Raw genomic sequence first — 25,422 nt, 5'->3', positions numbered from 1 at the left:
ATGTCGATGTGAAAGTAGCCGATCGGATAGGTCTTGAACTTGCGCCAGTTGGGCTTGTCACCCTCGACCTGCGGCAGACGGGAGATGTCGTGACGCTGCAGGCAGCGATGCAGCGACGAGCGCGTCAGATGCGGGATGGTCGGCTGCAGGGCATACAAGCAGTCGTCCAGCGGCAGCAGCGTGTGCCGCCGGAAGGCGACGATGATCGCCTCCTCTTCGACCGTCAGGACCGTCGACCTGGGATCCTTCGGTCCGGTTCGCAGATCTTCAACCGAGGCCCGTCCCTTCCACTTGGCGACGGTCTTGGGGTTGATCCCATGACGCTTCGCCAGGCCCCTCAGGCTCTCTTGACTATGCTGTATCGCTCGACGGACCGCCGCTGTCGTTGTGGCGCTCCCGTGGTGTACCTGCCCCATAGCGCATCCTTCCAACCATCGGAAAACAGTGCACCATCAAAGTCCGGGACCAAACATCTCTAGAGCAGAAGACAACCGCCCGGTCGGCGTGCTGCATGTCCACGACCTGCTTCGGGCCGGGATTATCTAGAGCATTCCCCGAGCTGATTGGATCGCCGGGGATTCCCAAGGAGCTGGCTTTCTGATTCAAGCTCTGTGCTGGATAGGAGGCCAGCATGGATGAGCAAGGCGCTTTCTCTGGATCTTCGCAAGCGGGTGATCGCCGCGATCGACGGTGGGCTGTCGTGCCGCGCGGCGGCGGCGCGGTTTGGGGTTAGCGCGGCCAGCGCGATCCGATGGCGGCAGCTCATCGTCAAGCAGGGAGACGCGCGGCCCGGTCCGTTGGGCGGCGATCGTCGCTCCGGCTACATCGAGAAGCACGCCGATCTCATCCTGACGCTGATGGACGCCAAGTCGGACATCACCCTGGCCGAACTCCAGGCGGCCCTGGCCGAGCGCGGCGTGGGTGTCAGCGGCGCCTCGCTCTGGCGGTTCTTCGACCGTCGGCGGATCACGCTCAAAAAAAGTCGGCGCACGCGGACGAGCAGAACCGGCCCGACATCCTGAAGCGCCGGCAGGCCTGGTTCGACGGGCAGCTGGATCTGGACCCGGCCAAGCTGGTGTTCCTCGACGGGACAGGGGCCACTACCAAGATGGCTCGCCGCCATGGCCGCGCCCCGCGCGGTGAGCGCCTACGCTGCAGCGTGCCGCACGGGCACTGGAAGACCACCACCTTCATCGGCGGCTTGCGCCTATCGGGCATGACCGCGCCGATGGTCTTGGACGGCCCGATGACCAGCGCCTGGTTCCTGGCCTATGTCGAGCAGATCCTGGTCCCGACCCTGCGGCCCGGAGACATCGTCATCCTCGACAATCTGGGCGCCCACAAGAGCGCCGCCGCCCGCCGCGCCATCGAGGCGGCCGGCGCCAGCCTCCTCTTCCTGCCGCTCCTCGACCGCCCGGTTGAACCAAGCCGCCGTGCCTAAACCATCGGAATGAGGGGTCCCTTTTAGGCGCCTATCACCCCGCTAAGGGGGTCCTTCTTCCACGCCGCTGCACAGCTCCGACCTCGAACGAGCACGATCCAAAGGCGTCCGGCTCGGTCGGCCAACCATTCCACCGATCCGCATCTAAAAGGTCGAACAGGGCCTTCAGGCTGGAGGGTCTATCCGGGTGGTAACAAAAGCGACCGGCGTGTCCACGGCCACTGTGATGAAGGTGAAACGGTCCATGCAAACGGTCCAGGGTGACCGTGACGAGACCGGCGCGACAGCGTGATCCAGATTTAACGGCCGTTAAATCGGCCCGGTCGCTATGACGCCGACCCCAACATCATTGACCTCGACCCAGACAGATCGGCAGCCTGACGGCCAATCCAGAACCTGAGTCTAAGAGGTCCAAACATGGCCGACGACGCCATCATCAACGCTACCGCAGGCACGGTTCAGGACGGTCAGGCTGCACCGTTGGGCGACCATGCTGGCCATCCGCTAAGCTCCACCAAGACGGCCGCTTCCCTAAAGGGAGCGGCCGTTTCCATGTCGGGCTTCGGCTGCGCTCGCACCTCTCCGCAGAGATTGTCAGATCGGCATTCCACCGCCTTGAACGGCGCCGCTCAAAACGCCACCTAAGTCTGGCGTCGCGCAGCTTGAGCGCCCATCAGGGGCTGAAGCTGCGCGGACGAAGTCGCTTAAGCGAAGGACTTCGCGATGACCCGGACCATCCTGTTCGACAGCCCCTTTCTGCTGGGCTTCGAGCACACCCGAGACCTGATCGAGCGCGCCGCCAAGGCGGCGTCGGAAAGCTATCCGCCCTATAATGTCGAACAGGACGACGAAGGTGGGGTGCGCATCACCTTAGCCGTCGCCGGCTTCTCGCCCGAGCAGCTTCACGTCACGGTCGAGGGCGGTCAGCTGATCGTCGCTGGCAAGCGCGAGGCTGAGGCCAAGCCCGAAACCGACCGCGCTTTCCTGCATCGCGGTATCGCTGCCCGAGGCTTTGTCCGCACCTTCGTGCTGGCCGAGGGCATCGAGGTGACGGCGGCGACTCTGGAGCACGGACTGCTCCACATCGACCTGGCCCGTCCGCGTCCAGAGCGACTGGTCAAGCGCATTCCTATCCGCTCGATCGCCTGACACGGTCGGCCTTTTCACGCCCCATCCCGTTGCGTCGTCAAATGCTCGCTGAACCGGGCCGGACCCGGCGCGTTCCCTATCCAAGGAGGTGGTCAACATGACACCTGGTATCCCTAACTCAGTCTTTACGGCGGAAGCCTTCGCGGCGCTCGGCGCGCCCGATCTGGTCTATGTCCGCCCGATAAAGGCGGCCGAGATTCTGGCCGATGCGCCCGTGGGCGCGGCTGACGACTTCGACCTGCTGCCCGATCAAACACTCTACGCCGTGTGCCGCGCCGACGGCGCGCGCCTGGCGGTAATGGTCGATCGCGACACAGCGATCGCCGCCGCCCTCGCCCATGAGCTGGCGCCGGTCTCGGTGCACTGATCGACGGAGCGGCGGCCTGAACGGCCGTCGCATCCGACCCTTCCGAAAATCAGGCTGCCGTGCTGGTCGCTTCTTGCGCCAGCAGCACGTGTACGGCGTCGGCCGAGCGAGCCTGGCGCAGATGCTCGCGCAGCTCGGGTCGACGCATCATCCGCGATACGCGAGCCAGGGCTCGCAAGTGCTGGGCGTTAGCGTCGCGCGGCGCGAACAGGGCGACCAGAAGATCGACGGGCTTGTCGTCTACCGCATCGAACGCCACCGGCGTCTCCAGGCGTACGAAAACCGCGCGGATACGATCCAGGCCGTCGATCCTGGCGTGGGGAATAGCCACACCCTGACCAACGCCGGTGGAGCCGGCGGCCTCGCGCTCGAGCAGGCCGTCGAGGACGGCGGTGGCGTCAACGCCGAGCACCCGCGCGGCGACGTCGGCGATCACGCCGAGAACCTGCCGCTTGCCTGGAGCGCTGACGCGCAGCGCCACCGCTCCAGGATCCAAAAGATCGCCTATAGTCATGGACTTAACCGCTCGCTCGCTGTGGCCACCGCAACGCCCTCGCTGGGAGCCGTCCAGAACGTCCAGGATCCTGACAGGATCCCTTAGCTCGCGGTTGACCCGTTCCCGTTAAGCGACTTGGTGCGTTCGGGATCGATCCAGCCGATATTTCCGTCTGGCCGCCGGTACACCACGGACAATCCGTCATGGGCGGCGTTCCTAAACACGATTGCCTGGGACTCGGTCAAGTCCAGTTCCATGACAGCCATGGAAACAGTCATTACCTTCAGCGACGACTGCGTTTCGGCGATGATCATGGCCGAGGGTGCGCCGGCGGGGTGAGCGTCGTCGCCGCCCCAGTCGTCGTCCTCGTGATCATCGACGTCCGGCGCCCGCAGAACATACATCGAGGCGTTCTCGGCCTGCTTGGCCGTGGCCGCGATGGAGTGGCTTTTTAATCGTCGCTTGTAGCGACGTATGCGCGTCTCGATCTTGGCCAAGGCGGCGTCGAACGCCGCATGGGCGTCGCCGCCCGCTCCATGGCTAAGAAGCTGCTGGCCCGAAGCCAGCTTTACGGAACAGTCGGCCCGGAAGGCGTGGCCCTCCTTGCTGATGACCACGTCGGCGTTACCGCCGCGGTCAAAATACTTGCCGATGCTCAGGGTGATTTCGTCGGAGACTCGCGCTCGCAGAGCCTCGCCAACGTCGACATGCTTGCCGGAGATTTGGACTTGCATGCCGTAACAACGCGCCTGTCCCGGGTCGGTGTCAAGCGGCGCTAGTGGGTTCAGAAAAAGCCTGAAAAAAGACCGATCAACTTGTGAACGGCGGCGGTCACGACACCCGCGCTGACGAACAGCAGACCCAGGCTGATCAGAGCCATCAGATAGCCTAGCAGGGCGAGCAAACCGTCTCTTTGCAGCAGGGCCAAAGACAGCACCGCCACCGTCGCCCCGGGGGCCAGGTTGCCCAGGGGAATGGGCAGGATCAGCACCAGGGCCAGCAGGGTGCAGACCACGCCGATCATCCGCTCGCCCAGCGGCGTGAAGATCCAGGTCAGGCGCGGCCGCGTGACGAGTTCCATGTATTTGACGATCGGAGTCAGCTTGCGAAACAGGCCGCGCAGGTCGTCGCGTTTCAGGGGCCGCTCGACCATCTTGCGCGGCAACCACGGGGCATCGGCGCCCAAAGCCACCTGAGGGGCCAGCAGCAGGATCGGCAGGCTCAGAATCGTCGATGACCCCGGCGGCAGCGGCAGGGTGTTTAGCGCGCCGAACACGAACAGCATCGCTCCGAAAGCGCGGCTGTCGAAGGCGTCCAGCATTTCACCGACGGTCAGGGAAGGACGCGCGTCCTCGCCAAAGCCCTCGATTACATTGGACAGACTGACAACCGCCATGCGTGCTCCTCGTCGGTCCGACTATAACGCCGTACCGTGAGGAAAGTGTGGCCTATCCGCGATGAACGGGAGCCTTTCAGCACGCTTCTTTCATCAAACGCCGGCGTTCCACCGATGAGGGGATACGCATGGCTTCGCGATATTTGGCCACGGTGCGGCGAGCAATGTCGACGCCGGCCGTCTTGAGGATCTCGACGATCGCGTCGTCGGAATGAACATCGGCTTCGCGGCGCTCGGCCTCGACCAGACCCTTGATCTTGTGGCGCACACTGGCGGCCGAGTGGGCCTCGCCGCCTTCCGACGACTGGATGGCCGAGGTGAAGAAGAACTTCAGCTCGAACACGCCGCGCGGGGTTGCGATGTACTTGTTGGAGGTCACCCGGCTGACCGTGCTTTCGTGCATGCCGATGGCGTCTGCGACGGTCTTCAGGTTCAGGGGCCGCAGGTGCTCGACGCCGAAGGCCAGGAAGCCATCCTGCTGACGCACGATCTCGCTGGACACCTTGAGGATGGTCTTGGCGCGCTGATCGAGGCTTTTGACCAGCCAGTTGGCGGTTGCCATGCAGTCGGAGACGAAGGTCTTTTCCTGGTCGGTGCGCGCCCCCTTGGAAACCCGGGCGTGATAGCGCTGATCGACCAGAACCCGGGGCAGGGTGTCGGTGTTGAGTTCCACATGCCACATGCCGCCCAGGCCCTCGCGGACATGAACGTCGGGCACCAGGGTCTCGGCGGTCTCGCTGGCATAGGCCGCGCCGGGGCGCGGGGTCAGGGAGCGGATCTCGGCGATCATCTCGCGCAGATCCTCCTCATCGACACCGCAGACCTTGCGCAGGCCGTTCATGTCGCGGCGGGCCAGCATGTCGAGATTGTCGAGCAGAGCGGCCATGGCCGGGTCGTAGCGGTTCTGGTCCTTCAACTGCAGGGCCAGGCATTCGCGAACGTCGCGGGCGCAAACCCCGGTCGGCTCGAAGCCCTGAAGCACGGTCAGGACGCGCTCGACCATCGTCTCGGCGCAACCCAGTCGCTCAGCGGTCTCGGCCAGATCCAGGCGCAGATAACCGCCCTCGTCGACGCCGTCGATCAGGACATTGGCCACCAGCTGCTCGGTCGCCGACAGGCCCGACTGAGCCAGCTGGCTTTGCAGATGTTCCGACAGGGTCGGGATCGCCGTCAGGGCGCCTTCATAGTCGCCGTCGTGTTCGAAAGAGCCGCCGCCGCCCGCGCGGGACCAGTCGATCTGACCGCCGGCTTCCTGGGCCTGCTCGCCGTCGCCCGAGGCGCGCTCGCCTGGCGAGACATCGTCTGGCGTAGCGTCCATCTCGGAATTGGCCGAGCCGTCGGCCACCACATCGACGCCCAGGTCGCTGGCGACCGGCTCACGCTCGATCTCGGCTGGCGCTTCGCTCTCGCCCTCGCCCTCATCGCGCTGCAGGAGCGGATTGCGTTCCAGCTCGGCCTCGACGAAGGCGTCGAGCTCGATGTTGGACAATTGCAGCAGCTTGATCGCCTGCTGCAGCTGCGGCGTGATGACGAGGCCCTGGCCTTGCCGAAGTTCCAATCTGTGGCCGAGAGCCAAACCGCCCTCCTGGGCAAAATCGAAATGTTCGGTCCCCATTGAAGGCCAACTAGGTTAACGGCTCGCCAACGCGTGCAATATCCGGGCCGGTGCGACTTTCAGTCCTGTCGCCTGACAACGAAAACCCCGCGAAGCCGGAGGGCCGCGCGGGATAAGTCGTTCGTTCAAAAGAGATTTTCTTTAGACGCGCTCGGCGAAATGATCGCCCAAATAAACTCGGCGCACTTCCGGATCCTCGATGATTTCCTTCGGGGAGCCCTCGAACAGCACTTCGCCCGCGTGAATGATTGACGCGCGATCGATGATATCCAGCGTCTCGCGGACATTGTGGTCGGTGATCAGAATGCCGATTCCACGCTTCTTCAGATAGCCGATGACCTCGCGGATATCGGCGATGGCCAAGGGGTCGATGCCGGCGAAGGGCTCGTCCAGCAGCATGAAGGACGGCTCGCTGGCGAGAGCCCGGGCGATTTCCACCCGGCGGCGCTCGCCGCCCGACAGGGCCACGGCCGGCGACTTGCGGATATGGCTGATCCGCAGTTCCTCAAGGATGTTGGTCACCGTCTCGGCGGCGGCCCGCTGGTTCTTCTCGCGCATCTCGACCACGGCCATGACGTTCTGCTCGACGGTCATGCCGCGGAAGATCGAGGCTTCCTGCGGCAGATAGCCGACGCCGAGGCGGGCGCGCTGGAACATGGGCTGGGCGGTGATGTCTTCGCCGTCCAGATAGATCGAGCCATAGTCGACGGCGATCAGGCCGGTGATCATGTAGAAGCAGGTGGTCTTGCCGGCCCCGTTGGGGCCCAGCAGGCCCGCGACTTCGCCGCGCTTCAGGCGCAAGGAGACGCTCTTGACCACCGGGCGGTCGCCGAACGACTTGCCGACGGCGTCTACGAACAGGCCGTCGGCTTCAGGGCGATCGGAACCGCCAAGGGGCGTCATCTTCATTCGAACGAGCCTAGCGGTTGGCCGGAGCCGGGGTCGGGGACTTTTCGGGGTAGATCACCGAGCGCACGCGCCCGGCCTTGCCCCGTCCCTTGGCGTTGGATTCCAGCTTCACGTCATTGGTCTTGGTGTTGACCGTCATGCGGTCGCCGCGCGCCACGTCCTGGCCGCGCACGACAATGACATTGCCGGTGATGACGATGGTGTCGTTGGCATAGGTGAAGACGGCGCGGTCGCCCCGGACCGTCTGGGCCTGGTTGACGAAATAGACGTCGCCTTCGGCTTCCACGTGATCGACATCGCCGCAGGCGTTGGCGCCGGCCTGGGCGCCGGGCTTGCGGGTCGAGTAGGCGTTGACCACGCTGGCCCGCAGCCGGCTCTTGTCCTGCAACATCTCGACATTGCCGCGGAAGATGGTCCGGCACTGGCTGTTGATGTTCTCCTGCTCGTCCGCGGAAATATCCACGGGCGCGCTGGAGTCGCTGGCGACCTGAGCGAAGGCCGCTCCGCCGCTCGCCAGGATCAGTGCGGTCGTCGCCGCCGCTGCAATCCAACGCTGCATCAAGTCAGAGTCCTTATCTGCGAAGCGCGGCCATGCCGCGCGCCTCTACTTACTTCCGTTCGAGCCGGGTGCGAACCCCACCCCTGAACACGATGCGATCACCCTTGTCATATACGGTGTAGGCGTTGGATTTCACCTGCCCCGTCGGACCTTCGCCCAACATTGCCGTCTCACCGCTGATATTTCCGGTCTTGGTGTCGACCACCGCCTCTTCCGACGCGAAGCGATAACCGCTGCCGTCGTCGATGCGAACATCGCCGCTGAGGGACAGTTTCATGGTGTCCTCGCGATAGATTCCCGACTTGGCCGTCACCCGACTGGGCTGGGGTTCGTCGAAACCCAAGGTCAAGGTTGGAGAGTCGAGACGAACGTTCATGAGGTCGTTGTCGTCCCTCAAAGCTGAACGTGCGGTGATCATGAAACTGCGACCATCGCCGGACTGGCCGTAAAAGCGCGGCGCGATCATGCGGATGTGGGTCTTGGCCTCAGCCGGCGGCCGGGCAGCGGCGCGCATCGAGCGCCAGCCGACCTGGCCGCCTACGCCGATCAGGATCACGGCGATCGCCGCCGGCAGCACCACGCGCATCAACCGAACCCGGCGCGAGCGCCGGCGCCACCGCCCCAGATCCTGAGCGATAGATCGTCCAGCCATGGTCGCGGCCGCGGTCATCCCTAGGTGTGCGCGAAGATGTCGACGTCTTCCCAACCGGCCAGGTCAAGCGCGGCGCGATGGGGCAGGAAATCGAAGGAGGCCTGGGCCAGCGCCATGCGGCCCTCGCGAACCAGCATGGCGTTCAACTTGTCGTGCAGGCCGTGCAGGTGCAGCACGTCCGAGGCCGCATAGGCGATCTGGTCGGGGCTGAGCGTCGCCGCGCCCCAGTCCGAGCTCTGCTGGGCCTTGGAAAGCTCCACGCCCATCAGTTCGCGCGTCACGTCCTTGAGGCCGTGGCGATCCGTATAGGTGCGGGCCAGCTTGGAGGCGATCTTGGTGCAGTAGACGGGCGTGGTCATCACGCCCAGATGCAGCAGGAACATGGCGATATCGAAGCGGCCGAAGTGAAAAAGCTTCAGGATCTGCGGGTCGGTCAACAGGCGCTTCAGGTTCGGGGCGTCATAGGCCTCGCGGTCCAGCTGAACGAGATGCGCGTCGCCGTCGCCGCTCGACAGTTGCACGACGCACAGCGGATCACGGCCCAGGCGCAGGCCCATGGTTTCCGAATCGATGGCGATCGCGGTCGCGCCGGCGAAGGCGCCGTCGGGCAGGTCGCCCACATGAACAAAATTGGCCAAGGTTTCAGAGCTCTCCGGCGACACGCCTGACGACAGTCGTCGCCGAGGCTCGCGCGCCCAAACAGGTGCGCGCGACACTATAATCACGATGAACGAGATATCTATTCGGAAGGATCTATCGGCGCCACCCCGACCTTCTTTCGAAGGTTGGTAGGGGGTGGTGCCCAGGAGAGGACTCGAACCTCCACGACCTTACAGTCACTGGCACCTGAAGCCAGCGCGTCTACCAATTCCGCCACCTGGGCCCGCAGAGCAATCCGTGGATCGCCGCGAGGCGGGGACGTTTATGCAAAGGTTCCGGCCCCGTCAATCGGCAAATCGCGCATTTCGTTGCGAACGCTCGCGCGGTCGTCTATCCCCGGCGTCAACGCAAGCGTCGAGGATTGAGAATGCAAGGTCTGGTCACGGTGTTCGGCGGCTCCGGCTTCGTCGGCAGCCAGGTCGTGCGGCAGCTCGCCAAGGCGGGTCACCGCGTTCGGGTGGCGGTGCGCCAGCCCAACCTCGCCTACAAGATGCGCATGCTCGGCGATGTCGGGCAGATCGAGGTCGTCCAGGCCAATGTCCGCAACGTCGCCTCGGTGACGCGAGCGCTGGAAGGCGCCGAGGCCTGCGTGAATCTGGTCGGGCTCCTGTGGGAGAACGGCCGCCAGAAATTCCAGGCCGTCCATGTCATGGGCGCCAAGACCATTGCCGAGCGCGCCAAGGTCGCTGGCGTCACCCGCTTCGTGCAGATCAGCGCCATCGGCGCCGACGTCAGCTCCGAAGCCAAGTACGCCCGCACCAAGGCCGAGGGCGAAGCCGCCGTCCGCACCGTGTTTCCGGGCGCCGTGATCGTCCGCCCGTCGGTGGTGTTTGGTCCCGACGACAGCTTCTTCAACAAGTTTGGCCAGATGGCCGCGATGAGCCCTGCCCTGCCGCTGGTGGGCGGCGACACGCGCTTCCAGCCAGTATTCGTCGGCGACGTGGCCGCCGTGATCGCCAAGGCCGCCAGCAATCCGGCCGCCGAGGGCGTGACCTACGAACTGGGCGGCCCCGGCGTCTATACGATGCGCGAGATCCTGCAGCTGATCCTGACCGAGACCGGTCGCGACCGCGTCCTGCTCCCCCTGCCGTGGTTCGCCGCGTCGCTTCTGGGCCAGGTCGGCGACGTGATGGCCGGCCTTCTCCCTATCGCGCCGCCGATCACCAGCGATCAGGTCGAGATGCTGAAGTCCGACAACGTCGCCGACAAGGGTCTCCCGGGCCTGGCGGAAGCCGGCGTCGTTCCGACCAGCATCGAGGCTATCGTGCCGTCCTACCTCTATCGCTATCGCAAGGGCGGCCAGTACGCGCCAACCCCGACGGGGGCGTACTAGGCTCGCAGAGCGCGAATGAAAAAAGGGGCGGACACCGTGGCGTCCGCCCCTTTTCTTTTGACCGCACGCCGAAAGGTCAGCGCGGAACGTAAAGCAGTCCCAGTCCCACCACGCCCACGGCGATCCGCCACCAGGCGAACGGCGCGAAGCCGTGCCGGGTGATGAAGTCCAGCACCGTTCTGACCACGAAGACGCCGGAGACCAGCGCCGCCAGAAAGCCCAGGCCGATCAGGCCAAGGTCGTTGGTGCTCAGCTTGTCGATGTTCTTGTAGAGGTCATAGGCAAACGCGCCGGCCATCGTCGGCATGGCCAGGAAGAAGCTGAACTCAGCCGCCGAGCGCTTGTCGCACTTCAGCAGCAGGGCCCCGGCGATGGTTGCGCCAGAGCGCGAGACCCCCGGCACCAGGGCCAGGCACTGGAACAGGCCGATGATGAAGGCGGTCTTCAGCGGATAATCGGCCACATCGGTGTGCTGCGGCTCGATCTTCATCCGGTCGAGGGCCAGCAGGGCGAAGCCGCCCACGATCAGGGTAATGCAGACAAGGGTCGGCGACTCGTAGAGCACCGTCTTGATGTAGTCGTGCGCCAGCACCCCGACGAAAACCGCCGGCAGGAAGGCCAGAAGGACGCCGAGGATGAAACGGCGCGAGCCAGGATCGGTCGGCGCCGTGGTCAGCAGTCCCCACAGGCGGCCGAAATAGACGCCGGTAATGGCCAGGATCGCACCCAGCTGGATCAGGACCTGAAAGGTGTTGCCCGGACTGTGGAAGCCCAGAAAATGCCCGACTAGCAGGAGGTGTCCGGTCGAGGAGACGGGAATGAATTCGGTCAACCCCTCGATCAGGCCCAACACGATCGCGATCAGCCAATCCGGCATCGGCACTCCCCCAAGACACAGGCCCTCGGCGTGCGCCCGACACGGTAAACAAGGCGTTCATCCACAAAGTGGACTAATATGAGGCTGCATTGCGAGAGCTTCGCAATAACCCCGCGGCGGATCGGGATATAACTGTCAATTATTTTGACCACCGCATTCTTCTTGCCCCAAAGAGTCCGTATGAGGCCGCCATACGCAATTTTTCTCCCAAACACGGGGGGCCAAAACTGAAGACTGGGGAAGTCGCATGGCCGAGCGCATGCTGAAATTCACCACGGTGGCCCGCAAGACGCCCGAAAAGCGTGCGGCGGAAGCCCGCAACGGTGACTTCCACGAGATCTATGCCGACTTCATCGATGCGAAAGCGACTGAGCAGTCCTCGCGTTGCTCGCAATGCGGCGTGCCGTTCTGCCAGACCCACTGCCCGCTGCAAAACAACATCCCCGACTGGCTGCGGATGACCGCCGAAGGCCGGATCCAGGAAGCCTATGAGCTGTCGCAGGCCACCAACTCGATGCCCGAGGTCTGCGGTAGAATCTGCCCTCAGGATCGTCTCTGCGAAGGCAACTGCGTCATAGAGAAATCGGGTCACGGCACGGTGACGATCGGTTCGGTCGAGCGCTACCTGTCCGACAAGGCCTGGGAGATGGGCTGGGTGAAGCCGCTGGTCGCCGGGCCCGCCACCGGCCAGTCGGTCGGCATCATAGGCGCGGGTCCCGCCGGCCTCTCGGCCGCTGAGCTTCTGCGCGAGCGCGGCCACGAGGTCGTGGTCTATGACCGCCACGACCGCGCCGGCGGCCTGCTGATCTACGGCATTCCCGGCTTCAAGTTGGAAAAGGACGTCGTGGAGCGCCGCACCTCGCGCCTGGCCGATGGCGGCGTCGAGTTCCGGATGAATTTCGAGGTTGGCCGCGACGCGACGCTGGAAGACCTGCGCGGCAAGCACAACGCCGTGCTGATCGCCGTCGGCGTCTATGCCGCGCGCGACCTGATCGCGCCGGGCGCCGGCAGCCAAGGCGTGGTTCCGGCCCTCGACTATCTGACCGCCTCGAACCGCACGGGTCTGGGCGACGTCGTTCCCGAATACGAGAACGGCACACTGAATGCGTCAGGCAAGGACGTGGTCGTGGTCGGCGGCGGCGACACCGCCATGGACTGCGTTCGCACCGCCATCCGCCAGGGCGCGACCTCGGTCACCTGCCTCTATCGCCGCGACAAGGCCAACATGCCGGGCTCCCTGCGCGAAGTGGCCAATGCCGAGGAAGAGGGCGTGACCTTCGAATGGCTGGCCGCGCCCCGCGCGCTTAGCGGCGATGCCGACGCGGTAACCGGCGTGCGCGCCATCCGCATGCGCCTGGGCGCGCCCGACGCTTCGGGTCGTCAGTCGCCGGAAGAGATCGACGGCGGCGACTTCGACCGTCCCGCTCAACTGGTCGTCAAGGCGCTGGGCTTCGAGCCCGAGAACTTGCAGGAAGCCTGGTCGGCCCCCGACCTGAAGACGACGCGCTGGGGCACGGTGAAGGCCGATGTGCGCAACCAGATGACCAATCTGGACGGCGTGTTTGCCGCCGGCGACATCGTCCGCGGCGCCTCCCTCGTGGTCTGGGCGATCAAGGACGGCCGCGACGCCGCTGACGCCATGCACCGCTATCTGAAGTCCAAGGTCGGCGCCCCGGCGCTGATCGCGGCGGAGTGAAGATCATGAGCCAAGACATCCAGCACTATCTGGCCAACCGCCAGCGCCTGATCGACGGTCACGCCTATGACCCCACCACCGAGCGCGACGCCTGCGGCGTCGGCTTGGTCTGCGCCATCGACGGCAAGCCGCGCCGCGAAGTCGTCGAACTGGCCATCAAGGCCCTGAAGGCCCTCTGGCACCGGGGCGCGGTCGACGCGGACGGCAAGACCGGCGACGGCGCCGGCATCCTGCTGTCGGTCCCGCAAGACTTCTTCACCGACCAGGTCCGCCGCACCGGTCACGCCCTGCGTCACGGCGCCATCGCCGTGGGCCAGATCTTCCTGCCGCGTACCGATCTGGGCGCCCAAGAGGCCTGTCGCACCATCGTCGAGGCCGAGGCCCTGCGTTTCGGCTTCTACATCTATGGCTGGCGCCAGGTTCCGGTGAACACCGCCGTAATCGGCGAGAAGGCCAACGCCACCCGTCCCGAGATCGAGCAGATCATGCTGGCCGCCCCGGCCGGCCTGGAAGGCGAGCCGCTGGAGCGCGCCCTGTTCCTGTGCCGCAAGCGGATCGAAAAGCGCGTTCACGCTCAGAACCTGTCGGGATTCTATATCTGCTCGCTGTCGGCTAAATCGCTGATCTATAAGGGTATGTTCCTAGCCGAGGCCATCGACGAGTTCTATCCCGACCTCAAGGACGAGCGCTTCGCCGCAAACGTGGCGATCTTCCACCAGCGCTATTCGACCAACACCTTCCCCGAATGGCGCCTGGCCCAGCCCTTCCGGATGCTCGCCCACAACGGCGAGATCAACACCATCAAGGGCAACGTCAACTGGATGAAGTCCCACGAGATCAGGATGGCCGCTCAGGCTTTCGGCGAGTTCGGGGATGACGTGAAGCCGGTGATCCAGCCCGGCGGTTCGGATAGCGCCAGCCTGGACAACACCTTCGAGGTGCTGGTCCGCGCCGGCCGCGACGCGCCAATGGCCAAGGCCCTGCTGGTGCCGGAAGCCTCAGGCCCAAGCCTCTCAGACTCGCATCAGGCCCTCTATTCCTACTGTAACGCTGTGATGGAGCCGTGGGACGGCCCGGCCGCCCTGTGCGCCACCGACGGCCGCTGGGTGGTGGCGGGCAAGGACCGCTCGGGCCTGCGCCCGCTGCGCGTGGCCTATACCGACGACGGTTTGGTGATCATGGGTTCGGAAGCCGGCATGTGCGGCGTCGCCGAGAGCCGCATCACCCGCAAGCTGGCCATCGCCCCGGGCCGAATGATCGCCATCGATCTCGCCGAAGGTCGCCTGTATGGCGAAGACGAAATCATCGATGAGTTGGCCACCCGCCATCCCTATACCGAGTGGCTAGGCAATATGGTCGATCTCGAAAAGGAGATCGGCCCCGGCCCCGAGCCCCGCAAATATGGCCGCGAGGAACTGACCCGCCGTCAGGCCGCCGCTGGTTTCAGCCTCGAAGACCTCGAGATGATCCTCGCCCCCATGGTCGAGGACGGTAAGGAAGCCGTCGGTTCGATGGGCGACGACAGCCCGCTGGCCGTGCTGTCGGAAAAGTATCGTCCGCTCAGCCACTTCTTCCGCCAGAACTTCAGCCAGGTGACCAACCCGCCGATCGATCCGCTGCGGGAAACCAACGTCATGAGCCTGAAGACCCGGTTCAAGAACCTGGGTAACATCCTGGCTCAGGACGCGGCCCAGGCCGATGTCTATGTGCTGCAGAGCCCGGTCCTGACCACCGGCATGTACGAGCGCATCCAGGGCCTGCTGGGCGCCAAGAATGTTGTCGTCATCGACTGCACCATGCCTCTGCCCGCCGGCGAGGCCAGACCAGGTGACGCCCTGCGCGCCAATCTGGACCGGATCCGGGCCGAGGCCGAGGACGCCGTCCTGCGCGGCTGCGGCGCCATCGTTCTGACCGACGAGAACAGCCGTGAAGACCGCGTCGCCCTGCCGATGATCCTGGCCACGGGCGGCGTCCACAGCCACCTGGTCAACAAGGGCCTGCGCTCCTACGTCTCGATCATCGTTCGCTCGGCCGAGTGCCTCGACACCCACTATTTCGCGGTGCTGGTCGGGGTCGGGGCCACAGCGGTCAACGCCTATCTGGCCCAGGAAAGCTTCCAGGATCGCCTGGACCGCGGGCTGATCGGCGACAAAACGCTGAAAGAGGTTTGCCTGAACTTCAAGGGGGCCATCGAGGCGGGCCTGCTGAAGATCATCTCCAAGATGGGCATCAGCGTCATCTCGTCCTATCGCGGCGGCTACAACTTCGAAGCCGTCGGCCTGTCGCGCGCCCTGGCCGCCGAGTTCTTTCCCGGCATGCCCTCGCGCATCTCCGGCATCGGCCTGGCCGGCGTCGAGAGCAAGGCGGTCGAGCTGCATCGCAAGGCCTGGGGCCCCACGGCGGTCACCCTGCCGGTCGGCGGCCTCTACAAGCTGCGCCGCTCGGGCGAGGCCCACGCCTTCGAGGCGCGGCTGATCCACACCCTGCAAAGCGCCTGCGACACCGGCGACTACGAGCTCTATCGCCGCTGGTCCAACGGGCTGCGGACCCAAAAGCCGATCCAGCTGCGCGACCTGCTCGACTGGCGCTCGGACCGCAACCCGATCTCCACCGACGACGTCGAGAGCGTCAACGAGATCCGCAAGCGCTTCGTCACACCCGGCATGAGCCTCGGCGCCCTGGGTCCAGAAGCCCATGGCATGCTGAACATCGCCATGAACCGTATTGGGGCCAAGTCGGTCTCGGGCGAGGGCGGCGAGGACAGCGCGCGCTACAAGCCCCTGCCCAACGGCGACAACCCCAACAGCGCCATCAAGCAGGTCGCCTCGGGCCGGTTCGGCGTCACCGCTGAATACCTCAACGAGTGCGTCGAGCTGGAGATCAAGGTCGCCCAAGGCGCCAAGCCCGGCGAGGGCGGCCAACTTCCTGGCTTTAAAGTCACGGAGATGATCGCTCGGCTGCGCCACGCGACGCCCGGCGTCATGCTGATCAGCCCGCCGCCGCACCACGACATCTATTCGATCGAGGATCTCGCCCAGCTCATCTACGACCTGAAGCAGATCAACCCGGTCGCCCGGGTGACGGTGAAGCTGGTCGCCATGACCGGCATCGGCGCGATCGCGGCGGGCGTGGCCAAGGCCAAGGCCGACGTGATCCTGGTCGCCGGCGGCGTCGGCGGCACCGGCGCCTCGCCCCAGACCTCGGTGAAATATGCCGGCGGTCCGTGGGAGATGGGCCTGTCGGAAGCCAACCAGGTGCTCACCCTGAACAACCTGCGCCACTCCGTGGTCCTGCGGGCCGACGGCGGCATGCGCACGGGTCGCGACATCGTCATTGCCGCCATGCTGGGCGCCGAGGAGTTCGGCATCGGCACCGCATCCTTGGTGGCCATGGGCTGCATCATGGTGCGCCAGTGCCATTCCAACACCTGCCCGGTGGGGGTCTGCACCCAGGACGAGGCCCTGCGCGCCAAGTTCACCGGCACGCCGGACAAGGTCATCAACCTCTTCACCTTCATCGCTGAGGAAGTGCGCGAGATCCTGGCCGGCCTGGGCTTTAAGTCCCTGCTGGAAATCGTCGGACGCACCGATCTGCTGGCCCAGGTCAGCCGCGGCGGCGAGCACCTGGACGACCTTGACCTGAACCCCCTGCTGGTTCGCGCCGATCCCGGCCAGAACAAGCCCTACAACACCGTGGTCGGCCGCAACGAAGTGCCCGACACCCTCGACGCCCAGATCGTCCGCGACGCCGCACCCCTGCTCGAACGCGGCGAGAAGATGCAGCTGACCTATACGGTCCGCAGCACCGCCCGCTCGATCGGCTCGCGGACCTCCAGCCACATCGTGCGCAAATACGGCATGAAAGGCCTGCCCGCCGGCCACCTGACCGTCCAGCTCAAGGGCTCGGCCGGCCAGAGCCTGGGGGCCTTCGCGGTCCAGGGTCTGCGCATCGAACTGACCGGCGAGGCCAATGACTATGTCGGCAAGGGCCTGTCTGGCGCGACCATTGTCATCAAGCCCTCGCGCCATCTGGCGTCGCCGGAAAGCAACGCCCTGATCGGCAACACCGTGCTGTTTGGCGCCACCTCGGGCCGGCTGTTCGCTGCGGGTCAGGCCGGCGAGCGCTTCGCGGTTCGTAACTCGGGCGCCACCACGGTGGTCGAGGGCTGCGGGGCCAATGGCTGCGAATATATGACCGGCGGTCAGGTGGTGATCCTGGGTCCGACGGGCGGCAACTTCGGGGCCGGCATGACCGGTGGTATGGCCTTCGTCCTGGACCAGCACGGCCGGTTCGAAGCCAACATCAATCCCGACAGCATCGTCGTCCAGCGTCTGGCCTCGCCCTATTGGGAAGGCGTGCTGCGGTCCCTCGTGGCCGAACACGCCCGTGAGACCGACTCGGCCTTCGCAGGCAGCCTGCTGCGAGATTGGGACCGGGTGCGGGACCTGTTCTGGCAGGTCTGCCCAAAGGAGATGGTCAGCCGTCTGCCGCAGCCGTTGGTGGCGGAAGAAGTCGCGGCCTAACTGTTCGTGGGCGCGGAGGACTTGCCCCCTCCGCGCCTTCCCCGGAAGGGGGAAGGCAATCTCATCTGCCCCCTCCGGGGGCGGACGACCGCGAAGCGGTCAGGTGGGGCAATCTGGTGGTCCCTTACCCCAAAGCCTCGCCGACATACCGCGCCCGAGGGCGGATCAATCGCCCCGTCTGGCCCTGCTCGATGGCATGGGCCAGCCAGCCCGCCGTGCGGGCAACGGCGAACAGGATGAAGGGCGCGTCGGTCGGCAAGCCCTGCGCCCGCGCCAGACCCACCAGGGCGAAATCGATATTCGGCAGCTGCCCCGTCGCCGCCTCGGTTTCGCGCCACAAATCGACCAGCAAGGCTGGCGGCTCGAACGCCTCTAGCAAAACCCGCGCCCGGGGATCCCCATCCGGATAGAGCGGGTGGCCAAAGCCCGGCATGGCCGAGCCCTGCGCCAATCGCGCCGACACCGCCCTCGCTGCGCTGGTCCGGTCGGCCTCGGCGACGAAGGCTTCGACCCTGGCGGCCATGCCGCCGTGCAGTGGTCCCGACAGCGCCGACAGGCCCGCCAGCGCCGCCGCCGACAGGGATGCGCCGGTCGAGGCCGCCACCCGCGCCGCGAAGGTCGAGGCGTTCAGTTCATGGTCGGCCAGCAGCACCAGCGCCATCCGCAGTAGGTCCGCGCCCGCCGCATCGACGCCCCAAGCCCGCGCCAGCCGTCGATGAGCCGGACCTTCGGTGACCTCGCCCGCCGCGGCGTCGACGACGGCGTCGAGCAGGCTGGCAGCCTCCATGGCCAGGGCCAGCGGCGCCCGCCCCCGAGCCGGGGCCTCGCTTCCCGCCCGGACAGCCAGGACGTTGAACAATCTCGCCCGCGCCGTGTCGCCCGCCACCACACCGGCTCCTCGCCCCGCCTTCAGCGCCGCGCCATGGCCGCCGCGCAGCAGCCGCGCGGTCTGCTCCAGGGTATGGTCGCAGGCCAGAGCAGCCGCGTCGCGGCCCCGGTACCAGAGCTTGCCGCCCGACACCGTGGTGATCGCCGACGCCAGCACAGGCTCGCCCCAGGCGATCGCTTCAGCCGCAACGTCGGCGGCACGCCGTCCCCTGACCTTGCGCGCGTGCAGGGCCGCAACGTCGGAAGCGCGATAGAGGCTGCGGCGCGGATCGGCGGGATGAACGGCGGCCTCGATCCGGCCCCGGCTGACATAGGCGTAGAGGGTCTGCGGCCGGATCCCCAGCCGTTCCAGCACGCGATCCGCCTCGAGCCAGTCGTTTGTCATGGACATTGATTATATTGATCAAGATTGACGATCAAGTACGACAAGCGCGGGCTGCGGGTCGAAAGGAGACCTGCATATGTCCGAAGGTCTTGAAGGCGTGATCGCCGCCCGCACCGTTCTATCCGACGTCGACGGCGCCAACGGCCGTCTGATCATTCGCGGCTACGCCGTCGAGGATCTGGCCGGCCACACCCCCTACGAACAGGCCGCCCACCTGCTGTTCGACGGCTTCTTCGACGACGCTCCGGCCGACCTGGCGCCCGCCCTGGGCGCGGCCCGGGTCAAGGCGTTCGCCGAGGTCGGTGCGCTCGACGAGGAGCTGGCCAAACGCGATCCGGTCGAGGCGATGCGCGCCCTGCTGGCCCGTCTGCCCGACGGCGATGACCTCTCCACCGCCCTGCTGTTGATCGCTGCCCCGGCCGTGTTTACCCCCGCCGTGCTGCGCGTCGCCGCCGGTAGAGCCCCGGTCGCCCCCGATCCCGCCCTGTCACACGCCGCCGACATCCTGCGGATGACGCGCGGCCAGCCGGCCAGCGACGCCGAGACCCAAGCGCTGGACGCCTATCTCGTCACGGTCTGCGACCATGGCCTCAACGCCTCGACCTTCGCGGCCCGGGTGATCGCCTCGACCCGGGCGGGCCTGACCTCGGCGGTACTGGGCGGGCTCTCGGCCCTGAAGGGTCCGCTGCACGGTGGCGCGCCCGGGCCGGTGATCGACATGCTCGACGCCATCGGCACGCCGGAGAACGCCCGGCCCTGGATCGAAAATGCCCTGAAGCGCGGCGACCGGCTGATGGGCTTTGGCCATCGCATCTATCGCGTCCGCGACCCGCGCGCCGACGCCCTGAAGACCGCCGTCCGCAAGCTTACCGCCAGCAGCAAGACCCTGCCCGGCCGCGTCGCCTTCGCCGAGGCTGTCGAAACGGCGGCCCTGGCCATACTGCGCGAGCACAAGCCCGACCGGCCGCTGGACACCAATGTCGAGTTCTACACCGCCCTGCTGCTGGAGGCCCTGGGCCTGCCGCCGGCCAGCTTCACCTGCGTCTTCGCGATGGGTCGCACCGCCGGTTGGATCGCCCATGCCCGCGAGCAACTGGCGGGCGGCAAGCTGATCCGGCCGCAGTCGGTCTATGTGGGACCGGGGGTGCGGGAGGCGGCCTGATCCTCACGTTTGGGGAAGGCGGGGAGCGCTGCTAAACAGAGTTCATGTCTCTCTCCGCCACCTCGCCCGAAGCCCTGGCCGCCACGCGTCGCGTCACAGCCCTGTCGGTGGCCGTCGCGGCGATCCTGATCGTGGTCAAGAGCTTGGCCTGGATCGCCAGCGGCTCTGTGGCCATGCTGGCTTCGTTGTCAGACTCCGGCCTCGACCTCGTCGCCTCGCTGATCACCTTCTTCGCGGTGCGCTACGCGGCTGTACCGCCTGACGCCGAGCACCGGTTCGGCCACGGCAAGGCCGAGGCCTTTTCCAGCCTGATGCAGGGCGGTCTCGTCTTCGCGTCCGGCGCCCTGATCGGTCGCGAGGCGATCCACGCCGTCTTCAATCCGCGCCCTATCGAGCAGGGCCTGCTCGCCATGGGCGTGATGGGCGTGTCGATCGGCCTGACCCTGGCCCTGATCATCGCCCAGTCGAAGGTGCTGAAGTCCACCGGCTCCATCGCGATCTCGGGCGACCGGGCGCACTACGCCGCCGATCTGGGCTCCAACGCCGTCGCCCTGGTCGGGATCGGCGCGGCCGCGTCCCTCGGCATTGGCTGGATCGACGCCGTCGCCGGCCTGATCGTGGCCCTGTGGCTGATCTGGGGCGCCATCGGCGTATTCCGCGAGGCCGCCAGCCAGCTGATGGACCGCGAACTGCCTGACGCGGACCGCGCCCGCATCGTCGCCCTCGCCACGGAAGACCCGCGCGTCTTGGGCGTCCATCAGCTACGCACCCGGGCGTCTGGTCCCTATATCCACATGCAGATGCACGCCGACCTCGAAGCCGGCATCTCGCTGGCCGAGGCGCACGTCATCATGGTGGCAGCAGAGAACCGGCTGCTCAGCGCCTTTCCAGCCGCCGACATCATCATCCACCCTGACCCGCGCGGAAAAGCCGAGAGCCATGGCGGGCTGTTCGCCGAGGCCCAGCACGGCTAGTAAGCGTCTGACCTCCTTCGAGACGAGCCGCCGCTTCATGGACGACACCCTGGCCCAACTGCCCCACGCCTTCGCCGGGAAGACCGTGCTGGTGCTGGGCGATGTGATGCTGGACCGTTTCATCTATGGGGCCGTCGATCGCATCTCGCCCGAGGCCCCGGTGCCGGTGATCGCCGTCGAGCGTGAGACGGCCATGCTGGGCGGGGCGGGCAATGTCGCGCGCAACGTCGCGGCCCTGGGCGGCAAGGCCGTGCTGATCGGCCTGATCGGCGACGACGACGCCGGCCGCGCCCTGACCGCCATGCTGGGCGACGAGGCGGGCGTGGAGGCTCATCTGGTCACTGACGCTTCGCGCCGAACCACAGAGAAAGTTCGCTACATCTCCGGTTCGCACCAGATGCTGCGGGTCGACCGGGAGGATCGCGGCCCGGCCGAGCCCGCCGCCCTGTTTGCCGCCTTCATCGAGCGCCTCCCCGCCGCCGACGTGGTGGTGCTGTCTGACTACGCCAAGGGCGTGCTGACCGACGCGGTGACACGCGAGGCCATCGACGCCGCCCGCGCCGCCGGCAAGCCGGTGATCGTCGATCCCAAGAGCCGCAACCTGGCCCGCTATGACGGCGCCACCCTGGTCAAGCCCAACCGCAAGGAAGCCGCCGAGGCCACGGGTGTCATCGATGATAGCGACGAGGCCTCCGAAGAGGCCGGCGCCGCGATCCTGGCCATGGCGCCGGGCCTCCACGCGGCCCTGATCACCCGGGGCGGCGCGGGCATGACCCTCAGCGTGCGCGGTGAGCCGCCCGTGCGCCTGCCGGCCACCGCCGTGGAAGTGTTCGACGTCTCTGGCGCCGGCGACACCGTGGCCGCGACCCTGGCCCTGGCCGTCGCCGCCGGCGCGTCCCTGGCCGATGCTGCACGCCTGGCCAATCTCGCCGCCGGCCTTGTGGTGGCCAAGCTGGGCACCGACGTCGTCACCGCCGCCGAACTGACCGCCCTCGCCCGTTCCGAAGCGGGCGAGCCGGCCGAGGTCAAGATCGCCGACCTGCCCCACGCTTTGGAGATCGTCGCCGGCTGGCGCGCGCGCGGCCAGACCGTGGGCTTCACCAATGGCTGTTTTGACCTGCTGCACCCCGGCCACGTCTCGCTGCTGGACCAGTCCAAAGCCGCCAGCGATCGGCTGATCGTGGGGCTGAACACCGACGCCTCGGTTTCCAAGTTGAAGGGCCCCACCCGGCCCGTGCAGCAAGAGCACGCCCGCGCGGTCGTCCTGGCCTCGCTGTCGTCGGTGGATCTGGTGGTGCTGTTCGATGAGGACACGCCGCTGGAGCTGATCAAGGCCTTCCGTCCGGACGTGCTGGTCAAGGGCGCCGACTATACGGTCCAGACCGTGGTCGGCTCCGACGTGGTGCTGGGCTATGGCGGCAAGGTGCTGCTTGCCGAACTCAAACAGGGCCAGAGCACCACCGCCCTGATCGGCCGGATGAACGCGGAAAACTGAGCGTTGCTATAATAATAGCCACGCAAACGCCTGCTTTCCTTGGGTTAACAGCGTTCAGCAACAGGTTGTTAAGCAAACCGGCGCATCGCTCTTTCGATGCAGCCTGAGCGCAAATGGGCATGAGCGTCGATCGCACCCTTCACCATTTCCCCCTGGACCCCGCCTCCCGGCAGGTGCGTCTGGCTTTGGGAGAAAAGCGTCTGGCCTTCGCCGAGGTCCAGGTTCGCTATTGGGAAGGTGCGGCTGACTTTCTGACCCTGAACCCCTCGGGCGTGACGCCGGTGCTGGTCGAGATCCGCAACGAGCGCAAGACGGTGGTCTGCGAGGTTCGCGCCATCCTCGAACACATCGAGGAGCAGGAACCCGAGCCGGCCCTGCTGGGTCGCGACGCCAGCGAACGCGCCGAGGCCCGTCGCCTGCTGCAATGGTTCGACCGCAAGTTCGACAACGAGGTCAACGGCTTTCTGCTGCACGAGAAGATGGAAAAGCGCCTGCTGCGGCTGGGCGCGCCGGACCTCTCGTCGCTGCGGCGCGGTCGCGAGGCGCTGCGCCACCATCTGGCCTATGTCGACGGCCTGCTGCAGACCCGCGACTGGCTGGCCGGCCGCCGGATGAGCCTGGCCGATTTCGCCGCCGCCGCGCACCTTTCGGTGATCGACTATTTCGGCGATGTGCCCTGGCAGGACTTCCAGACAGCCAAGACCTGGTACATGAAGCTCAAATCGAGGCCCTGCTTCAGGCCTATCCTGGCCGATCGCTGGCCCGGCCTCGCGCCGGCCGCGCATTATGACGACCTCGACTTCTAGTCACCCGAACCAGCTTCTGAAGGACGAGATCCGCGCCGAGGCCCTGCGGCTGGGCTTCCACGCCTGTGGTTTCGCCAACGCGGCCGCGACCTGGCCCAACGGCGCCTGGCTGGCCGACTTCATAGCCGAGGGCTTCCATGGCGACATGGGCTGGATGGAAGAGACGCTGGAGCGCCGCAGCCACCCCACCGCCATGTGGACCGACGCCCGCTCCGCTGTCGTGCTGGGCATGAACTACGGTCCCGACCACGACCCTCTGACGATTCTGGGCCAGACCGACCGCGCGGCGATCTCGGTCTATGCCCAGGGCGACGACTATCATGACGTGGTCAAGAAGCAGCTCAAGCTGCTGGCGGGCTGGATGCACCAACGCTTCGGGCAGGAGGTGAAGGTGTTCGTCGACACCGCGCCCCTGATGGAAAAGCCGCTGGCCCAGCGCGCGGGTCTCGGTTGGCAGGGCAAACACACCAATCTCGTGTCGCGGCCGTTCGGCTCGTGGCTGTTCCTGGGCTCGGTGCTGACCACTCTTGATCTGCCCCCGGACCCGCCCGAGACCAACCACTGTGGCTCATGCCGGGCGTGCCTCGACATCTGTCCGACCAACGCTTTCCCGGAACCTAACCGGTTGGATGCGCGGCGTTGCATTTCGTACCTGACCATCGAGCTGGCCGGTCCGATCCCGGTGGAGTTTCGGCCCGTTATGGGCAACCGCATCTACGGCTGCGACGACTGTCTGGCGGTCTGCCCTTGGAACAAGTTTGCCCAAGTCTCCAGCGAGGCCAAGTTCCATGCCCGCGAGGCGCTGAAGGGACCGGCGCTGGCGGACTTGGCGAGACTGGACAATCCGTCCTTCCGGGCTCTGTTTTCCAAGAGCCCGGTCAAGCGCATCGGCCGCGACCGCTTTGTACGCAACGTCCTCTACGCCATCGGCAACAGCGGCGATGTGGCGCTGATGGGCGTGGTCGAGCCGCTGATGCGCGACCCGGCGCCGGTGGTGCGCGGCGCGGCGGTCTGGGCGGCGCGGCGGCTGGCGGCGGAACGGGCGGTGGCATTGCGGGGGCCGGAGGATGATCCCGAGGTACTGGCCGAATGGTCGCAAATCCTCCCCCGCTAGGGAGAGGATCTTCAACTAGAGCTTCAGCAGATCCTCGATCGCCGTCCGCGCCGCCGAGCCCAGCTCGGGATGCGCCAGCGCCAGGGCGACATTGGCCCGCAGCAGGCCGATCTTGTCGCCGCAGTCGTAGGTGATCCCCTCGTACTCGAGAGCGTGGAACTCCTGCGAGCCCATCAGCTTCAGCATTGAATCCGTCAGCTGGATCTCGTTGCCCGCGCCCTTTTCCTGCGACGCCAGCAGGTCGAAGATTTCGGGCTGCAGGATGTAGCGGCCCGAAATGAACAGGTTGGAGGGCTCCGTTCCCTTCTCCGGCTTCTCGACCATGCCGGTCATGCGATTGAGGCGGCCGTTCTGGCCGTCCAGCGCGACTATGCCGTACTGGTGAGCCTGGCCCGCCGGGCAGGGCTCGACCACGACGATATTACCGCCGACCTGATCATAGGCCTCGATGGCCTGGGCCAGAGCTGAAGTCTTGGCGTGCATGACCATGTCGGGCAGCAGCACAGCGAAGGGCTCGTCGCCGATGATGTCGCGGGCGCACCAGACGGCGTGGCCCAGGCCCAGCGGGGCCATCTGCCGCACGAAGCTCATCTCGCCGGGCTTGGGCAGTTCGTCCAGCAGTTCGTTGAGCAGGTCGGTCTTGCCCTTGGCGGCGAGCGCGGCTTCCAGTTCGACCTGATGGTCGAAATAGTCCTCGATCGCGTTCTTGTTGCGACCGGTGACGAAGACGAAGTGCTCGATGCCGGCGGCTCGGGCTTCCGCCACCACATAGGACAGGATCGGCCGGTCCACGACGTTCAGCAGTTCCTTCGGCGTCGTCTTGGTGCCCGGCAGCACGCGGGTGCCGAAGCCGGCGACGGGAAGGACTGCCTTGCGGACGGGTTTCATGAGCGCCTCATGGGTTTCGCTTGGGGGAGGGTTCTAG

At 66.3% G+C, this 25,422-nt stretch carries 24 protein-coding genes, 1 tRNA gene and 1 pseudogene; 13 read left to right on the top strand and 13 right to left on the bottom strand.

Annotated features, from left to right (window positions below):
• Positions 1-416 (bottom strand): annotated as a pseudogene (locus tag ACP69S_RS05145) (IS481 family transposase); the annotation flags it as partial.
• 219 nt (positions 417-635) lie between these two features.
• On the opposite strand from ACP69S_RS05145, the gene ACP69S_RS05140 reads away from it, so the two are divergent.
• The 5 genes from ACP69S_RS05140 to ACP69S_RS05120 all read left to right on the top strand — a co-directional run bounded on the left by ACP69S_RS05140 (position 636) and on the right by ACP69S_RS05120 (position 2,957).
• Positions 636-1,022, top strand: a complete 387-nt coding sequence (locus ACP69S_RS05140) for an IS630 transposase-related protein (protein WP_425995484.1) — start codon at positions 636-638, stop codon at positions 1,020-1,022.
• 53 nt (positions 1,023-1,075) lie between these two features.
• On the top strand, positions 1,076-1,441 hold the full coding sequence (locus tag ACP69S_RS05135; RefSeq protein WP_425995483.1) for a transposase: 366 nt from the start codon (positions 1,076-1,078) through the stop codon (positions 1,439-1,441).
• 417 nt (positions 1,442-1,858) lie between these two features.
• Positions 1,859-2,086, top strand: coding sequence for a hypothetical protein (locus ACP69S_RS05130; RefSeq protein ID WP_425995482.1), 228 nt, complete (start codon positions 1,859-1,861; stop codon positions 2,084-2,086).
• Positions 2,087-2,164: 78 nt separating this feature from the next.
• Positions 2,165-2,590, top strand: a complete 426-nt coding sequence (locus ACP69S_RS05125) for an Hsp20 family protein (protein WP_425995481.1) — start codon at positions 2,165-2,167, stop codon at positions 2,588-2,590.
• Positions 2,591-2,687: 97 nt separating this feature from the next.
• Complete coding sequence (locus ACP69S_RS05120; protein ID WP_425995480.1) at positions 2,688-2,957, top strand: DUF1150 family protein; 270 nt, start codon at positions 2,688-2,690, stop codon at positions 2,955-2,957.
• Between the two features lie 49 nt (positions 2,958-3,006).
• Here the strand turns inward: ACP69S_RS05120 and ptsN are convergent, their stop codons facing one another.
• From ptsN to ACP69S_RS05075, 9 genes are all read right to left on the bottom strand, one after another.
• Entirely contained in the window at positions 3,007-3,471 is a 465-nt protein-coding gene (ptsN, locus tag ACP69S_RS05115) for a PTS IIA-like nitrogen regulatory protein PtsN (RefSeq protein WP_425995479.1), read from the bottom strand.
• Between the two features lie 83 nt (positions 3,472-3,554).
• Positions 3,555-4,187 carry a ribosome hibernation-promoting factor, HPF/YfiA family gene (gene hpf / locus ACP69S_RS05110; protein WP_425995478.1) on the bottom strand — a complete coding sequence of 211 codons (633 nt, stop codon included), beginning with the start codon at positions 4,185-4,187 and terminating at the stop codon, positions 3,555-3,557.
• A gap of 50 nt (positions 4,188-4,237) precedes the next feature.
• Positions 4,238-4,849 carry an exopolysaccharide biosynthesis protein gene (locus ACP69S_RS05105; RefSeq protein WP_425995477.1) on the bottom strand — a complete coding sequence of 204 codons (612 nt, stop codon included), beginning with the start codon at positions 4,847-4,849 and terminating at the stop codon, positions 4,238-4,240.
• 76 nt (positions 4,850-4,925) lie between these two features.
• Positions 4,926-6,425: an RNA polymerase factor sigma-54 gene (gene rpoN, locus ACP69S_RS05100; protein WP_425995476.1), complete on the bottom strand. Its 1,500-nt coding sequence runs from the start codon at positions 6,423-6,425 to the stop codon at positions 4,926-4,928.
• Between the two features lie 180 nt (positions 6,426-6,605).
• A complete protein-coding gene (gene lptB, locus ACP69S_RS05095; protein WP_425995499.1) occupies positions 6,606-7,367 on the bottom strand; it encodes an LPS export ABC transporter ATP-binding protein in 762 nt (253 codons plus the stop codon).
• A 16-nt stretch (positions 7,368-7,383) separates the two neighbouring features.
• Positions 7,384-7,932: an LptA/OstA family protein gene (locus ACP69S_RS05090; RefSeq protein WP_425995475.1), complete on the bottom strand. Its 549-nt coding sequence runs from the start codon at positions 7,930-7,932 to the stop codon at positions 7,384-7,386.
• 49 nt (positions 7,933-7,981) lie between these two features.
• Positions 7,982-8,584, bottom strand: a complete 603-nt coding sequence (gene lptC / locus ACP69S_RS05085) for an LPS export ABC transporter periplasmic protein LptC (RefSeq protein ID WP_425995474.1) — start codon at positions 8,582-8,584, stop codon at positions 7,982-7,984.
• Between the two features lie 20 nt (positions 8,585-8,604).
• The gene (locus tag ACP69S_RS05080; protein WP_425995473.1) at positions 8,605-9,222 is read right to left on the bottom strand and encodes a ribonuclease D; all 618 of its coding nucleotides are present in this window, start codon (positions 9,220-9,222) and stop codon (positions 8,605-8,607) included.
• Positions 9,223-9,380: 158 nt separating this feature from the next.
• Positions 9,381-9,467 (bottom strand) — tRNA-Leu (locus ACP69S_RS05075).
• 144 nt (positions 9,468-9,611) lie between these two features.
• Here ACP69S_RS05075 and ACP69S_RS05070 point away from each other — a divergent pair.
• Positions 9,612-10,577, top strand: a complete 966-nt coding sequence (locus ACP69S_RS05070; RefSeq protein ID WP_425995472.1) for a complex I NDUFA9 subunit family protein — start codon at positions 9,612-9,614, stop codon at positions 10,575-10,577.
• 76 nt (positions 10,578-10,653) lie between these two features.
• Here the strand turns inward: ACP69S_RS05070 and ACP69S_RS05065 are convergent, their stop codons facing one another.
• A complete protein-coding gene (locus ACP69S_RS05065; RefSeq protein ID WP_425995471.1) occupies positions 10,654-11,454 on the bottom strand; it encodes an undecaprenyl-diphosphate phosphatase in 801 nt (266 codons plus the stop codon).
• Between the two features lie 247 nt (positions 11,455-11,701).
• On the opposite strand from ACP69S_RS05065, the gene ACP69S_RS05060 reads away from it, so the two are divergent.
• Positions 11,702-13,150, top strand: coding sequence for an NAD(P)-dependent oxidoreductase (locus ACP69S_RS05060; protein ID WP_425995470.1), 1,449 nt, complete (start codon positions 11,702-11,704; stop codon positions 13,148-13,150).
• 5 nt (positions 13,151-13,155) lie between these two features.
• Entirely contained in the window at positions 13,156-17,673 is a 4,518-nt protein-coding gene (gltB, locus tag ACP69S_RS05055) for a glutamate synthase large subunit (RefSeq protein WP_425995469.1), read from the top strand.
• Positions 17,674-17,797: 124 nt separating this feature from the next.
• On the opposite strand, the gene ACP69S_RS05050 is transcribed toward gltB, so the two are convergent.
• Positions 17,798-18,946 (bottom strand): citrate/2-methylcitrate synthase, encoded by a 1,149-nt coding sequence (locus tag ACP69S_RS05050; RefSeq protein ID WP_425995498.1) that lies wholly within the window; start codon positions 18,944-18,946, stop codon positions 17,798-17,800.
• Positions 18,947-19,022: 76 nt separating this feature from the next.
• Between ACP69S_RS05050 and ACP69S_RS05045 the strand changes: the two genes are divergently transcribed.
• The 5 genes from ACP69S_RS05045 (at position 19,023) to queG (ending at position 24,497) form a co-directional block, all read left to right on the top strand.
• Positions 19,023-20,108 carry a citrate synthase/methylcitrate synthase gene (locus tag ACP69S_RS05045; protein ID WP_425995467.1) on the top strand — a complete coding sequence of 362 codons (1,086 nt, stop codon included), beginning with the start codon at positions 19,023-19,025 and terminating at the stop codon, positions 20,106-20,108.
• A 44-nt stretch (positions 20,109-20,152) separates the two neighbouring features.
• Positions 20,153-21,082: a cation diffusion facilitator family transporter gene (locus ACP69S_RS05040; RefSeq protein WP_425995465.1), complete on the top strand. Its 930-nt coding sequence runs from the start codon at positions 20,153-20,155 to the stop codon at positions 21,080-21,082.
• A gap of 37 nt (positions 21,083-21,119) precedes the next feature.
• Complete coding sequence (gene rfaE1 / locus ACP69S_RS05035) at positions 21,120-22,577, top strand: D-glycero-beta-D-manno-heptose-7-phosphate kinase (RefSeq protein ID WP_425995463.1); 1,458 nt, start codon at positions 21,120-21,122, stop codon at positions 22,575-22,577.
• Positions 22,578-22,696: 119 nt separating this feature from the next.
• Positions 22,697-23,383 (top strand): glutathione S-transferase family protein, encoded by a 687-nt coding sequence (locus ACP69S_RS05030; protein WP_425995461.1) that lies wholly within the window; start codon positions 22,697-22,699, stop codon positions 23,381-23,383.
• The gene (queG, locus tag ACP69S_RS05025) at positions 23,364-24,497 is read left to right on the top strand and encodes a tRNA epoxyqueuosine(34) reductase QueG (protein WP_425995459.1); all 1,134 of its coding nucleotides are present in this window, start codon (positions 23,364-23,366) and stop codon (positions 24,495-24,497) included. The genes ACP69S_RS05030 and queG overlap by 20 nt, the downstream gene beginning before the upstream one ends.
• A 15-nt stretch (positions 24,498-24,512) precedes the next feature.
• On the opposite strand, the gene ACP69S_RS05020 is transcribed toward queG, so the two are convergent.
• Positions 24,513-25,385: a UTP--glucose-1-phosphate uridylyltransferase gene (locus ACP69S_RS05020; protein WP_425995458.1), complete on the bottom strand. Its 873-nt coding sequence runs from the start codon at positions 25,383-25,385 to the stop codon at positions 24,513-24,515.
• Positions 25,386-25,422: the final 37 nt, after the last annotated feature.

It is taken from the genome of Caulobacter sp. DWR1-3-2b1 (assembly GCF_049895765.1).
GTDB lineage: Bacteria > Pseudomonadota > Alphaproteobacteria > Caulobacterales > Caulobacteraceae > Caulobacter.
The sequence above is the reverse complement of the archived record's forward strand: the minus strand, read 5'-3'. Positions and strand labels throughout refer to the sequence as shown.